The sequence below is a fragment of the Pseudoalteromonas sp. GCY genome (assembly GCF_016695175.1).
Classification (GTDB): Bacteria; Pseudomonadota; Gammaproteobacteria; order Enterobacterales; family Alteromonadaceae; genus Pseudoalteromonas.
The window spans coordinates 2,978,985-2,993,383 of the sequence record NZ_CP068023.1 but is presented as its reverse complement, the minus strand read 5'-3'; the positions used below and the strand labels follow the sequence as shown (position 1 = coordinate 2,993,383).

General features: G+C 42.8%; 13 protein-coding genes. 6 read left to right on the top strand and 7 right to left on the bottom strand.

What is annotated here, in order from left to right:
- Positions 1-42: 42 nt before the first annotated feature.
- Positions 43-2,490 (bottom strand): TonB-dependent receptor, encoded by a 2,448-nt coding sequence (locus JJQ94_RS18730; protein ID WP_099031580.1) that lies wholly within the window; start codon positions 2,488-2,490, stop codon positions 43-45.
- 340 nt (positions 2,491-2,830) lie between these two features.
- Here JJQ94_RS18730 and JJQ94_RS18725 point away from each other — a divergent pair, with 340 nt between their 5' ends.
- From JJQ94_RS18725 to JJQ94_RS18710, 4 genes are all read left to right on the top strand, one after another.
- The gene (locus tag JJQ94_RS18725) at positions 2,831-3,295 is read left to right on the top strand and encodes a CreA family protein (RefSeq protein WP_099031581.1); all 465 of its coding nucleotides are present in this window, start codon (positions 2,831-2,833) and stop codon (positions 3,293-3,295) included.
- Between the two features lie 131 nt (positions 3,296-3,426).
- Entirely contained in the window at positions 3,427-3,600 is a 174-nt protein-coding gene (locus JJQ94_RS18720) for a hypothetical protein (RefSeq protein WP_172439976.1), read from the top strand.
- Positions 3,601-4,005: 405 nt separating this feature from the next.
- Positions 4,006-4,692 carry a transposase gene (locus JJQ94_RS18715; protein WP_099031582.1) on the top strand — a complete coding sequence of 229 codons (687 nt, stop codon included), beginning with the start codon at positions 4,006-4,008 and terminating at the stop codon, positions 4,690-4,692.
- A 283-nt stretch (positions 4,693-4,975) separates the two neighbouring features.
- On the top strand, positions 4,976-6,844 hold the full coding sequence (locus JJQ94_RS18710) for a DUF885 domain-containing protein (protein WP_099031583.1): 1,869 nt from the start codon (positions 4,976-4,978) through the stop codon (positions 6,842-6,844).
- Positions 6,845-6,952: 108 nt separating this feature from the next.
- On the opposite strand, the gene JJQ94_RS18705 is transcribed toward JJQ94_RS18710, so the two are convergent.
- The 3 genes from JJQ94_RS18705 to nfsB form a co-directional block, all read right to left on the bottom strand.
- A complete protein-coding gene (locus tag JJQ94_RS18705; protein ID WP_099031584.1) occupies positions 6,953-8,014 on the bottom strand; it encodes an endonuclease/exonuclease/phosphatase family protein in 1,062 nt (353 codons plus the stop codon).
- A gap of 132 nt (positions 8,015-8,146) precedes the next feature.
- Complete coding sequence (locus tag JJQ94_RS18700; protein WP_099031585.1) at positions 8,147-9,259, bottom strand: M35 family metallo-endopeptidase; 1,113 nt, start codon at positions 9,257-9,259, stop codon at positions 8,147-8,149.
- 387 nt (positions 9,260-9,646) lie between these two features.
- Entirely contained in the window at positions 9,647-10,306 is a 660-nt protein-coding gene (nfsB, locus tag JJQ94_RS18695; protein WP_099031586.1) for an oxygen-insensitive NAD(P)H nitroreductase, read from the bottom strand.
- 94 nt (positions 10,307-10,400) lie between these two features.
- On the opposite strand from nfsB, the gene JJQ94_RS18690 reads away from it, so the two are divergent.
- On the top strand, positions 10,401-11,312 hold the full coding sequence (locus JJQ94_RS18690; protein WP_039496764.1) for a LysR family transcriptional regulator: 912 nt from the start codon (positions 10,401-10,403) through the stop codon (positions 11,310-11,312).
- A 4-nt stretch (positions 11,313-11,316) separates the two neighbouring features.
- Here JJQ94_RS18690 and JJQ94_RS18685 read toward each other — a convergent pair whose 3' ends face one another.
- A complete protein-coding gene (locus tag JJQ94_RS18685; RefSeq protein ID WP_099031606.1) occupies positions 11,317-12,165 on the bottom strand; it encodes a sterol desaturase family protein in 849 nt (282 codons plus the stop codon).
- Between the two features lie 121 nt (positions 12,166-12,286).
- On the opposite strand from JJQ94_RS18685, the gene JJQ94_RS18680 reads away from it, so the two are divergent.
- Positions 12,287-13,255 (top strand): AraC family transcriptional regulator, encoded by a 969-nt coding sequence (locus JJQ94_RS18680; protein WP_099031587.1) that lies wholly within the window; start codon positions 12,287-12,289, stop codon positions 13,253-13,255.
- A gap of 303 nt (positions 13,256-13,558) precedes the next feature.
- Here JJQ94_RS18680 and JJQ94_RS18675 read toward each other — a convergent pair whose 3' ends face one another.
- Positions 13,559-14,011 (bottom strand): hypothetical protein, encoded by a 453-nt coding sequence (locus JJQ94_RS18675; protein ID WP_099031588.1) that lies wholly within the window; start codon positions 14,009-14,011, stop codon positions 13,559-13,561.
- A gap of 11 nt (positions 14,012-14,022) precedes the next feature.
- Positions 14,023-14,385 (bottom strand): hypothetical protein, encoded by a 363-nt coding sequence (locus tag JJQ94_RS18670; protein ID WP_099031589.1) that lies wholly within the window; start codon positions 14,383-14,385, stop codon positions 14,023-14,025.
- Between the last annotated feature and the right edge of the window lie 14 nt (positions 14,386-14,399).

Sequence of the window (14,399 nt, the reverse complement as noted above, 5' to 3'; positions counted from 1 at the left end):
AGAGTGAAAGTAACTTCACTCTCTATTTTAGTTTTTTGCTGATTATAACTCAAACTGGTAGTTTAGCTTGACGCCAACGGTACGAGGTGTTGTGACATAGTGTCCGTACACACGCTGCTGCTCTGGCAAGGCTTTGTTTAACGCCGCAAATTTAGCTTCACCAGCCCAAGATTTGTCGCGTCTTACCGAGGTGAAAGCAAATTTGTCAAACAGGTTGTCGACATAAAAAGTGACGGCCCATTGCTCGCTTGAAAGCTTAGCACTGAGGTTAGACAAGGCAAATCCTGGTAATACCTCTCCGTCAGCTTTGAGTCCGACTTTTGTGTATACGTCACTCTGCGCGGTTACCCCATAATTCACGTTAAGCATTTTGTCGTCGAACACTTCCTGTTCGTAGCTTAAGCCGAATGAGAACTGCTGTTTTGGGGCGCCAGGTAAGCGGTCGCCATCTGTACCGTCATAGTACGGCTGGTAAAGCGCGATTTCTTCAGCGCTATAGTCACCTTCTTTGAATACCGCAAACAGGGCTGGTGCATCATCAGTTAACTGTGCTTTTGCATAAGAATAGGTTGCATACACCGTCCACTGGTCGTTCAACATAGCCCGGGTTGACAACTCAATCCCACTAGAGTTCGCAGATCCAGCATTGGAGGTAATGATCTCTTGGCCGTTTACCGTCACGGATGAGATCTGCGCATCTTCCCAATCAACACTGAATAAAGCGGCATTAAAATGCAGCTTGTTATTCAGCCATGTAGACTTTAATCCCAGCTCATAGTTAGTGGTGGTATCTGGTTTATAGCTAAGCTCATGCGGCAGTGCACAGATGATCTGTTGCTCTGGTAGTGTTTCTGGGCACGACTCCAAACCGTTACCACCGCCTAACCTAAACCCTTCACTGACAGTGAAGTACGTCAGCAGTCCATCTTGCCAAGTGTAATTGGCATTAAACTTAAACAAACTACCATTATCTTTGGCACTGACTTGTTCAAATGAAATTTGCTCAAGGCTTGGCAGGCCACCAGAATAGAGCGGGGTTTCAGCCGCTGACTCAGTTTTAACATCATAGCGATAGAAACGAGCGCCCACTGTGATATTAAAATCGTCTGAAAATGCATAGCCAACTTCGCCAAACAATGCTGACTCTTTGCTGGTGGCATTGGTCAGTGCGATATACTCAAGGTCTTGCTCAATATTGTCGATTTCATCGCCCCAAAACTCCGTGAGTCCTGGCGTGTACTCTCTATCGTCCGAGCTAATTTCCTGTTTGCTGTAATATACCCCTGCAATCCAATTTAGCGCGTCATCCCCTTTAGAGACTAAACGGATCTCTTGGGTAAAAGTGTCTTGATCTGTGGTATCTTTGGTCAAAGCGGTGAAACTAGGAAAATCCGCATAACCTGGCCAAATATCATAAAGTAGATCGGTTTGATCTCGTTGGCCTTGTTGTTCTTTGCTTGACCAACCGGATGCCGAAACTAAATCGGCAAACTCTAAATCGGCGTTGATTTCAAGGCTAAGCAGGTCGTCTTCTTGTTCGTTAGGTTCAAGCACGCGGTAGGCTGACTCGTATGGTTTGATCGTATCGGCAAGCGGGTGCTGTGCTGCAAGGCTTTGATACTGTGAAATTGAGTTAGCGCCATTTTCTTGCTTCTGATGAAAATAGTTCAGTGTCGTATCGATATTCTCGCTCACCAACCAACGTAGAGAAACCCGTGTGGTCGTAATGGTCTCATCATTTGCATCCGCGACTGCGTTGATATTCGCTTTTACATCCTCAGCATTGGACCAATCGGGATCCGGATTTGAAACGCCAGGTTGCTTAACCACATAACTGTAATCCATAAAGCCGGGGTTGTGATAGCGGTTGATGCTCGCGCGAACGGCTAATTCATCCATCACTAAAGGCATATTGAATACAGCGCCAACCTCATGACCGTTACTGTCACTTTCATTGATACTGAATAAGTCACCACTTAGTTTACCCTCAATAACGTCAAGCACTGGCGCTTTAAGCATGGTTCTAATCGCACCACCTAGCGTGCCTGCGCCGTAAAGCGTACCTTGCGGGCCAATCAAGACTTCAACACGTTCGATATCGGTTAGTCGCAAATCCACATTGATTGGGATTTCGCCGAGGTAAGTTGCCACTGTTCCTGAGTCAGAGGCACGTTCCGACGAATTAGTATTCAAGCCACGAACAATAATAGGTGAACCCTCACGGCCACCTTGTTCTGTGATTGTCAAACCAGGAACCCATCTTGCTACATCTTCAAGGTCGCCAATATTTTGGTCGCTCATGACATCGCTGTCGACGGCGGTAATGTTTAATGGCGCTTCTTGAACTGTACCTGCGCGTCGAGTGGCTGTTACTTGAATTCGTTCAATTGATTTTTCTTGAATCTTGCTTTCTTCAGCTTGTGATTGATTAACAACAAAAAAACTCGAACTAACAGCTAGTGCGACTAAGCTTGGATGGAGCTTACTCATGGATGGTGGAACCTCAAATTAAGAATTAAACGTGACGAAATTTCAATCTTTATAAGTGGGTAACTATGCAGGTGGTGCATTTCTGTCCCGAGTTTAGAGAGAATTTCATACAACCGGTGGTGAATTAACTAGCCATGTTTTGTTCATGGTTTAGGTAAATTTAGCCACCCTGAAACTGCGGCGCATGCTAACATGCTTATTCGTATTTTGTGAATAATTATTTTGATTTTTTGAATGGTTATCTCTTTTTTAAATAAGGTGATTTGCGAAAATTTTCAAATAGCTTAGAGTATTAACTCCGTATGTTTCTTTTGTACGTCGATTATCTTAAGGAAAAACAATGAAAAAGCTGATGTTTGCATTGTTGGCATCTTGTACGTTACTAGGTTGCTCTGACAGTGAGGTTGGTGATGTGTCACTTGGTCTATTTACGCTCAAAGATATAAAATTAGACTCTATGGTTGACCCCGTTGTAACGGGTGTGACCTGTCATGTGGCGAGTGTTGAAGACGACTTGAGTTTTTCGGACCCAAGCGATAGCTCTATTTCTTGCCGTCAAACGAGTGAAATAACACCTGCGATGCTAGCGAATATAGATAAAAGTGATTCTGGCGAAGTGGTATTTAAAAAATCAAAAAGTGTGTTTTTTAAATCAATGAAGGTGAGAAGGATCTTTGATGCAAAAAACCAAACCTTGATGTACTTAGCCTATACCACTAAGGAAACCTCTGGTAGCTTTAAGCATAGCTTGTCAACCGTGCCATTATGGGGAACTCAGGCTTATCAAGATGTTAAAACCAATTAACTCGAACGTTGGTTTGCGCATAACCCCACACGCTTCGATAATTGCATTTAGTAAATTATTTTTTGTTTGAATTAAACCTTTTTTGCTCACGATTTCGACTAAGCTTAATAGTGATAAGTTTAGGAGAAATCGTGATGTTAAAAACGCGCTTCTTAGGGAAAACGGTCAATATTGCATTTGCAGTGATGACTGTATTATTTGTTATTTTAACGTTAACAACTGATGCTCATAGCATCTCATCTCAAGCAACTCAGGCTGAGATGTTTAGCCAAGACGAGGTGATTACCGAGTCCAAATCTAAGTAAGTTTGGACTGTGATTTATCTTGTTTTGCTGATTAGTGTCATTCGAAACGATGAAAATACAATATAAATATTGCGCTCGGTTCAGTCTCTGTCGCGCGTGGTGTTAAGTGCATAAATTTGCATGAAGTTTTTATGACATATACTCATGCTTCACTTACGCTCTGTATAGCGTATAAACTCTAAACTACCATCTCTGACTCATCTCATTAATAGTCTTAACTAGGCTGCCACCAAAATTGTAATTAATTTGTTGCGTTCTCCTCAGTCTGCATTAGCTTTAATTAAGGACTAAGAAAACAGCGCTGTTTGCAATCGGATATTTGCAAGTTTCTGTTTTAAAAATACGAATTTTAGCTGACGTACTCTTTATTCGTCTGACTAAAACGCTCACACACAAGGAAGAAATATGGCACGCCAATTCGATAACTTTTATAGTCATGGGGCAATTAACTTTAGTGATTTTATTAATTGTGTTTCTAGCTTATATACTGGTCCAGACTGCTTGGATGATAGTACATTAAGACTGCTTGCTGAGATGTTGTATCGGCTTTCGCAAAACAAGCAATTTCTCGCGGCTCAAGTTGCGGGCAGCAGTAATTACCAACATCATGCCCGAGGGATGTTGGACAATGATGATCTATATGTACTTTATGAAAATAAACGACCATTTTTTAAAGTATGTGCACAAATTTGGCATCCAATGCCAAAGCGGGGGACTCAGCGCTGTTTTATTCCGCAAGTGCGGGACTACAATTTTACGGCATTGACAACCAATTATTTTGGCCCCGGTTGTGGCAGCAAGCTCTACCAATATGAATATAGGAAGGACTTACAGCAAGGCGAGCATTGTGATTTACAGTTTGGGCAGTTTTATCAATTTACCCCTGAATCTGTACTCTTTACAGAAGCGTCGAGAGATGTGATAGCGCAGGCTTTACCTAAAAGTTTGAGTATCACAATCAGCTTACAGTTGGAACAAAGGGCACATGCTTGCTTTGTGTTTGACAAGTCATCTGGTCGCGTGCAGCAGATTATTGCTGACTCTGCATTTGGCCACAACGAAATACCTGAACCTCTGTTGCTTGAAGACTAAGCACTCGAGCGAAAGCTATTTGCTTGAGTTAAGGTGTAAAGAAAGTAACTTATTTTGTAGGATTTTATCTTTTATAGCTGTAACAAAAACGCAAATATGTTACTTGTAGTTGCATCTATGAGAATAGCGTGAGCACTTTATTGCATTCGGATTTCTCAATGAATGAAGTGCTTATACCAAATTGAACTAGTGTTCAGTCAAATTGGTATGACTATTCCATCAGCAGCCAGATCTGCACTGGCATTTTTAGCTTTGACAACAACCCTAATGGAGCGGCGTAATAATGAATAAAATAAGCTTGGTAGCACTCTCTGTCGTGCTAGGTTTGAGCGGATGCGCTCAAGACAAGCCAACAACAGAAACTACATCTGTTGCTAAAATCACAGAATCAACTCTCTCTCGTGCAGAAATCGACAAAGTCGTAGAACAGTACACCAAGCAGTTTATTAACCACGAACCCGCGCTTGCTACTTCGCTCAAATTATCAAGCAGTGAATATGGTCACTATGCCAATAGACTGCCGGATTACTCGGTTGTTGGTATGCAGGCGCTCCAGGTGGATATGAACGCAGCCGCAGATAAATTAAAACAATTACAATCGGGCGTGGCCAACTCTGATGACTTGTTGCACCTTAAAGTAAATGAAGTTATTGCACGTTATTATGCTGGCGATAAAGGCTTCTCAGCAGGTTATATTGATACTTGGGGCGGACACTTGCCATATATTGTCAATCAATTGTCCGGCCCATTGCTGGATATTCCGAATGTGCTTAAAGACCAGCATGGAATAGAGAGCGAGCAAGATGCAAAAGACTATGTTGCGCGCCTAAATGCCTTTGTTGAAGTCACGAAGCAAGTTGCAAGTAAGGTAAAAGCGGATGCCAATAAAGGCGTAATTTTACCAAAAGTATTATTTCCAAACACGTTAGGTTATTTAGATAACTTCACGGCGCCAAGTAGTGCAGAACATCCTTTGGTTGCGTCGTTTAAAGATAAACTTACGGATCTTGATGGTATTACGGATAAAGCCGCCGCTGATTATGTTGCACAGGCAACACAAATAGTTGAGCAAAAGCTTTATCCTGAATTTAAAAATGTGTCTGCGATTATGCACGCTCTAGAGAGCAAAGCGCCTGAAAATGTTGGTATTTGGGCCCAACCAAATGGCGAAGCTTTCTACCAGCATGAAATCACCTATTTGGCGGATTCTGATATGAGCGCGGAAGAGATCCACCAAATTGGCCTTGCTGAGGTGGAGCGTATTTCAAAGCGTATGGACGAAATCCTCAAGCAAAATGGCTATTCACAAGGCACCGTTGGCGACCGGATGAAGCAGCTCAATGAAGAGTCGAGATTTTTATATGCGGATTCTGACGAAGGTCGTGAAGCGTTATTATCGTTCTTGCGTGGTGAAATAGGGACAATTTTACAAAAAGCGCCAGATTATTTTTCTACTATTCCACCGCAACCTGTTGAAGTTAAACGTATACCAAAAGCCGTGGAAGCAGGCGCGCCGGGTGGTTACTACAACGGTCCATCACTTGATGGAAGTCGCCCTGGGGTATTTTCAATCAACCTAAAAGACATGAAAGCAGTACCAAGTTTTGGCATGAAAACCTTAACGTATCACGAGGCGGTTCCTGGTCACCACTTCCAAATTGCGCTTAATATGCTGCAAACAGAAATCGGTTTGATGCGTCAAAATGCCTCATTTAATGGCTATGTTGAGGGCTGGGCGCTGTATTCAGAGCTATTGGCTTACGAAATGGGGATGTATAAAGACGACCCATTTGGAGACTTAGGTCGTCTGCAAGCTGAGGCATATCGTGCTGCTCGACTGGTGGTTGATACGGGCCTACATTATAAAAAGTGGACACGCGATCAAGCGATCACGTATTTTGCTGATGCAACAGGTACGGCGATGAGTGATGTAGTATCGGCTATCGACCGTTATATCGCTTGGCCAGGACAAGCGCTTGGTTATAAGTTAGGTATGCTTAAGTTGGTTGAGCTCAGAGAGCACGCTAAGCAACAGCTAGGTGATAAGTTTGATATTAAAGCATTCCACGACGTGGTGTTGCTAAAAGGCGCAAGGCCAATGGCGCTTGTTGAAGAAGATATCAAGACTTGGATTAATTCTCTGCAGTCGTAAATACATTTTTCGGCTTGAAGTCAGTGAAAGACGCTGGCTTCAAGCTGACATTATTTAAAAACCTCTATTTATAGCACTCGTTCATACTTACCGTACTTAAATTCACTATCATAATTTGCAATTCGGCTTTGCCACGGCATTTTCAATAATTTCTTTGCTGCGATGTATATCTTTCTTTCTCAGCTCAAGTCCTGCTTCATCTTCATTTTTGATGGGTTGATAAGCGAGTTTTGCATAAAGCGCAAAGTGATCTGACCCTATGTTGTTGAGCCTTTTAATATCGATCACTGTGAAATGGTGACTCGCAAACAAATGATCTAGCGGCCATCGTGCAAACGGGTACTGTGCATGAAAAGTGTTAAACATGCCTCGGCCAACTCGCGGATCAAGAAGCCCACTTATTTTCCTAAATAATCTCGTGGTTGGTGACCAAGCAACATCATTGAGATCGCCAGTGACTATGGTGGGCAAAGGCTCATTTATGACGCGTTTGGCGACAACCACCAATTCTGCATCTCGCTCAATGGCCGTTTCGTTCTCGGTGGGGCTCGGCGGTGCCGGGTGCAAAAAATGGGTCTGGATCATGATATGGGGAGCGATCTTGAGTTTTGCATGTATCGAAGGCACGCCTTCTTCAACGATATACTCACATTTTGCCTCGTCTAGCGGGTAGCGAGAATAAACGTGCATGCCGTATAAATTGGATTGTGGACATTTAACGCTGTAGGGCAGTATATCTAACAACGAGTCTAATTGTTGCTCCCATATCTCATCACTTTCTAACGTGACTAAAACATCAGGTTGATTTGTCCGGACTTGCTCCAATAGCAGATTAAACTGTTGATTGGTTTGCAGGACATTGGCGGTGATCAAACTGATTGTGTGAGTATCGGTTGTCGCTTTTTTTACCTCGACCGACCAAAGTGGGGTGTAGGGTAAAATCCACCACAGTTGAAAACATAAACAGCCTACTAGAGCAATGATAGCAAGCGCGGCTACGCTTTGAAGATTAAGATAAAAAATGGACAGCAGTAGCGTAAATGCAGTAATAACAGTGAGCTGAAGCCGCGGGAATTCCATTGCTCTAACACTCCAGTGCGGATGCTTAGCAAGTGGCAATAACGTAGCAAGTAGGATAAAACCACACAGCGCGACGATAACCCAAGTCATGAAATTCCTCAGCAAATAGATGAATTTAAGAAGTATATTTCATGTTAGCTGAAATCGCTGTGAATAGCATCGGGTCTAGACGGTTGCCTAAACCCGATACTCGTCAGGGATATTTATACCAATTAGTCGAGATTAGTTTTGATACGGGGTGTTTTCCGCAAAGTATTCATGGCTGTCAGCATTTTGAATTGCTTGACTTGGGTTTGAAATTGCTAAGCTTTTCGCACCAGATTGACCGTAAACTATGTCATCTGTACCCGCAACGGCATTAAAGTGACTTAGCTCATGAACAATCGTGCCTGCACGTGAATCTGTACCTAGCTCATTTGCGCTCCAAAATGCGCGACATAGATATACTTTGTATGGTTGATTTGGGTATACATAAGCAAAGTATGATTTGTTACAACTACAGTCAAAAGTGAGATCTTGGTTGTCGATTGCGTCATTGATTGCATTGAAGTTAGATTTCACGGTTGCATAACGGCTGCTTGTCGCTGCGCCGAACCAAGTTTGATAACGCGTAGATGGGTTGCTTGCTGAGTGGCTATTTAGGTAAGCCACGGAGTCATTAGTGATCTGGTCTGCAGCATTTAGTGCTGACAAAATACTCGTTTTTTCACTGTTACTACAACGACCTGTAAAACAAGTGCCATCAGTACAGTCAGCCGCGCCTGCGGTTGGTTTTGCATTGACTTGAACATTGCCCTTCGTCATCGCAACGCCTTCAAGCCACAGATTTACCGAATTTGAGCTGAGTTCTGCTACATTGGCACGCATCATCGATTGCTGACCCATCGTTCTTGTAGTCATGCTTGGGATTTCTTTTTTACCGAAAAGATCAAATGATTCAACATCATAACTAATTTCGTAGTTACCTGGCTGGCTAAGATCATAAAGGCCTGAAAGCTCAAATGATTTAGTGAGCGTTTCGCCAGACTTTAACTTGATAAAGTCAGCTTCAGTGGGAGCTGGGCGTTTGTAGTGAGGACCAAAGAAATTAACTTCTTTACCATCACGCGTAATTTTGAAAATATGCTCTTCTTCAAGGTCTGTATACCAGCTTAAGATTTTCTGATTGCCTTTACCCTGATTGGTGATGTTTAGCGTCGCAATAACATCGCCATTGCTTTTTGTGTCGACATCAACACTTACCGCTAGGTCTTTATTCATTGCTTGAGCATTCAGTGATGCGGTTACGGCTGCGGCGAGTAACCCTGTAGATAGTGTGCGTGATAGTAGCTTCATTATTTCTTCCTGTTGAGGTTGCTACAGTCTCTCGGCTGGCAGGTACAAAACCAGTGGTGAGGACTGAGTTTACTTGTTGTCATTTCGTTATTTTTAAAGGTGAATTCACTCTTCACTTTTAATTAACAATAATATATTCAATGTTTCAAGCAGAATTTTTACAACAGAGCTAAAAAATTCACATTAAAAAATTACCAATAATTTCAAATAACTGTAATGTTATTGAAAAGTATGGATAAATTTAATACAAAACAGGGGTGAGGATAGTTGTGAATTTATTGTTTCATTCACATTGGTTTACATTGTAGTGTTTGAAATGGTATTCCAACCGAAGTTGGAATGGCACTGATGTTATCTAGCTAGCCATTATCAGTGCCAAACTGGGTATTAGATTTCGGTAATGATATCGTCGATAGCAAGGCGAGATTTAGGTAATTTAGCATTAAAATCACCTTCGTCTCGATAGCCCAATGCGACAATAGCAAGGGCATCAAAGCCCTGCTCAGTTAACCCAAGCTCATTGCTGAGAATTTCAGCGTCAAAGCCCTCAATGGGCACAGAGTCTATACCGAGTAGTGCTGTGCTTAGCAAAAATTGCCCAAGATTTAAGTAAACTTGTTTGCCAGTCCATGCTTTGATTGCTTCATCGCTGGTTTGATTTAAGCCGACAAAATAGCGACGGCCATTATTCATTTGTGCTTCTACCTCAGAGCCTTTTTCAAATCGGCCATCGGCACTTTCTTTGGCAAGCACTTTATCTAAATGTGCATCATTTATATTTTGTTTTGCAGCAAATACAACAACATGCGATGCATTTAGTACTTTTGCTTCATTAAATTTGTAATTCTCTTGTGTGCTTTTAGCCACTTGAGTTTTGCCAGCCTCAGTACTTGCGATGACAAAATGCCATGGCTGAACGTTGGTACTAGAGGGGCTTAGTCTTAGCGCCTGCTTGAGTAGGTCAATATCTGAATCACTAATTTTTTTATTAGGATCAAAGGCTTTTGTAGAATAACGATTGTGGATTGCATCGCGTAACGTGTACATATCAAACTCCTAATTGCTTTAAAGACATAATATGGATTTACATAATCAATAAAAAGATGATAATGAGTTAAATAGTTTCAAAAATTTTTTGAAAATGAATACACAAGATTTAATCGTCGTGATGAAAACGGCTAAACTTGGCAATATTAGCGCGGCGGCTGCGCAGTTAGATATGCAGGTTGCCACAGCGAGCGCCGCGATAAAGCGAGTGGAAAAGCACCTTGGCTTTCAACTTTTTGTGCGTTCTACGCGTAGCTTAAGGCTATCCAAGCAAGGTGAAACTTATTTGCCAATTTGCGAGCAGGCACTTGCGCTTTTGGCTGATGGCAAAAAGCAGGTGCTCGACAACGACAACGAAATTGATGGTGAGCTAAGGTTAACCGCACCGTCAGATTTTGGCCGTAATATCCTCCTTCCTTGGCTAGACGAATTACTGGATGAATACCCTAAACTTGCCCTGAAGCTTATTCTTAATGATCACAATCTCGACTTTTATCGTGACGGTGTTGATATCGCGCTGCGCTATGGTGCGCCTGAAGACAGTAGCTTCTACGGCTTTAAAATTTGTGATGTGCCATTGCTGCTTTGTGCCTCTACGGAATACTTAGAAAAGCAGGGTACACCAAAGGATCATGAGGAATTAAGCGAGCACCAAGGGCTATTCTTTTTGATCAGAGGCAGTAAGTTTGATACGTGGAAACTGACGAAAAATGAACAAACTTACAAAGTGGTGCTTAAAGGGCGTAGAACCAGTAATGATGCGGATGTGGTAAAGCGCTGGTGTGCGCAAGGAGCGGGTATTTCATTGCGCTCCGCGATAGACGTAGCAGACCAACTAGAACAAGGTGTGGTGCAAAGTATATTAAATGACTATCGCGTTGAATGTAAGCCGCTGTGGTTGATCTGCCCGTCAAAGCAAATGATCAACCCAAGCGTGAGAGTGCTGCGCGATAAACTAAGAGTGTACTGCCAAGCGCTTGTAGAAAAGGCCGAGCGGTATAAATAGCTCACTAGGGCTTGACCGAAGCTGTATTCTTAGGCTTGTCGGGTAAGTGGGTTGGATAACCAAATAACGCCAACCATTTGCCCTTTAAGGTGTTTGCTTGTGAAAAGCGGTGGAACATATGACGCCACTGAGCAAAGTTAACGTCTAAAGGGGTCTGCTTTGGCGCCGCACCTCTTATTCCATAGCAAATTGTTATGTCTTCACGCTCTTCAACAAAAGTGCCAAAAAGCTTATCCCAAATGATGAGCACCCCAGCAAAGTTTTTATCTATATAGTCAGGATTACTGGCGTGATGGACTCTGTGGTGGGAAGGTGTATTAAAGATCCGCTCTACCACTCCTAACCGATTAACCGTTTGTGTATGGACAAAAAATTGAAAAGCTAAGTTGATTGCGACGATGGCAAATACCAAGGTTGGGGTAAATCCAAGAAGTATCATAGGCAGCCAGAACAGCCACATACCGACAATTGGGTAAAGCAAACTTTGTCGAAAGGCGGTGGTAAAATTCATGCTGTTCGAACTGTGATGCACTACGTGTGCACTCCAAAGCCAGTGAATACAATGTGATGCCCGGTGAAACCAGTAATACAAAAAATCTTGCAAAATAAACCCAAAAAACAAAGTGAAGAGATTTAATTCAATTGTGAATAAGGCAAATTGATGTAGCCAGTAAAAGAGCGGCATCAGCACAAGCAAAGCCAGCGCGTCGCTGCCTTGGTGGAGCAAGGCGAGTAGGGCATTGAGTATTGAGTCTCGCCAATCATAGTATTCGCGATGCTTAATATATTCCCAGGCAACACAAAGTAAAAAGACGGGACTGAGTGCCAGTAAAATTAACGATACATCAATAATATACAGCTCCTTCTTTAGCCAAAGCTTTGGTACTTTATATCCACAAGCGTAGCGGGTTAGCCATTGACAATCCTGCCAAACTGCGCCAACAATTTGTCCAAATACGACAAAAGGAACCGCAATGCACTCCACTTCGTTTGTATACTTTTATAGTGCGTGGGCATATCTCCATGACCATTTTATCGATGACAAGAGACTGCAAGGCGAGTTTGTTGAGCTGGTAACGTCACGGCCTGAACGTGTAACACTCGTTGAGTATGAGCGGTTGCTTGAGGTAGGGCGGGAGTTAAGCGGCGATCCCCTAATTGGCTTTGAGCTGGGTAAAGCGATTCAGCTGCATGATTATGGGGCGCTTGGCTATTTGGTCGAAACCAGTAAAGACTTGCAGCAGGCTATAACCTCATTATTGCATTACGACGCCATTGTCGCCGATATTGGCCTCGCCGTATTCACAAGTGATAGCGACAATGCTAAGTTAACTTGGCAACCAAAAACCCCGCTGGGTAAGCAAGCCATTTTGCGTAATATGACCGCTTGGGTGAGCGCTGCACGGCAGCTTTTGCGATCAACTTTATCGCCTAACCAACTCCAGCTTAGCTTTAGCGTGTGTGACCCAGAATTACAGCGTTTGCAAACTTGGTTTGGCTGCCCCGTATCACAAAACTGCCCTGAAAATGCACTGTCGTTTCCGTTAGATTTTCTTACTATGCCAGTCGCCACCGTTGACAGCCTAATGCACGAACATATTGAGCAAGCGGTTGCTAAAAGCGTATCAGCGCTCTGTGATAATCATGATTTAAAAACGCGTGTTGTCAATTTACTTGCGGCAAAGCATTCACTGGCCGGAGTCAACCAAGCAAGTATTGCTAAGGCATTAAACATGAGTGTGCGTTCGATGCAGCGTAAGCTAAAAACACAACACACCAGCTTTAGAACCTTACTCGACCAAGAGCGAAAGCATAGATTTGAACAACTCATCGGCAACACAAGGTTGCTCGATATTGTAGACGCACTCGGTTTTACAGAGCAAAGTGCGCTGAATAAGGTTTGTATAAAATGGTACGGGAAGTCACCGTCAAAGCTAAAGTGAAGAGCTAAAGTTGGGTAAGTTTTGGTTTGTTAGGTTCAGCTAATCAGATTTAATCGAATTTGAGCGTTTTATAAGTGAGAGAAGTGGAAATTGGGAGCGCCGAGTAGTATAAATCGCTGACACCCGCCTCAAATTGGTGTGTTCTAAAAATATCACTTAAGTTTTAATACTGAAACGTAGTGATAGGTGTCATTGATTCCTTTTTGAAGAGCGTTAATCAAGCCAATACAATTTGGTTTTGGCTTACAATATAATGACTGTGAAATTCTAAAGTGGGGCTGCTAGCTGGCAACCCCCTTGCAGTTAGTACTTTCTACGATTGATAGAGAAAGTAACCGCCGCATCACCATTATTCAGATCAAAAGAGTTGAGCTTTCCTGAGCAGATAGCACGATCACGGTATGATCCACCCTCATTTTCAGCAATCACTTTTTGCGGCACCATTTTGCCACTACGGTAATCCTTCATGACCACCAACCTGAAATGACAACGAGGCGCAATGCTGCTATCGGCAAACTGATACTCAAGATCAACAATGCGAACAACACTTGGATAGTTGCTCAGAACATCGAAACGATCTCGAGATTTGCCAGCAAGTGTTGTTAGTGGCGCAGGAATGTATCGAGAAGACTCAGCATCTTTGCTAGTCAGTTTAACGTCGTAGCCGCTCGCATCATTTTCGACAATGACACTGATGTTTGCCATCGCTGAGCTACTTAAGACCAGTGCTGAAACCAGCAAACCTTTTTTAAACATAAATTAATCCTTTATATTTTATTATGATAAAAACTCCCAGTTTCATAGGGAGTTACAGCAGATAGTACCCCATATCGGTCCTTTTTGATAGCTAAATTTGATAGGGAGTCACCATTTAGTTCTACTTCGGTGCCTATTTGACCAGCTTTGAGTCCAAGCTGCTTGCCCAGCTGCTCCATCTCTTTTTCCATCTGAGGCAAAACTTCTGTTTTTAGCTGTTTTGCCGCCTGAGCATAACGCTCTTTCTCTTCGGCGGAAGAAGCGTTTTGGGCAATTTGCTCAAACTCAACAATACTTTCCTTGGTCCCTTTTACATCACCAACCCGGAAGTTGTAACCAAAATACATATCCATCATATTACGTGGTAGTTGCATAGCGTAGGCTCCTT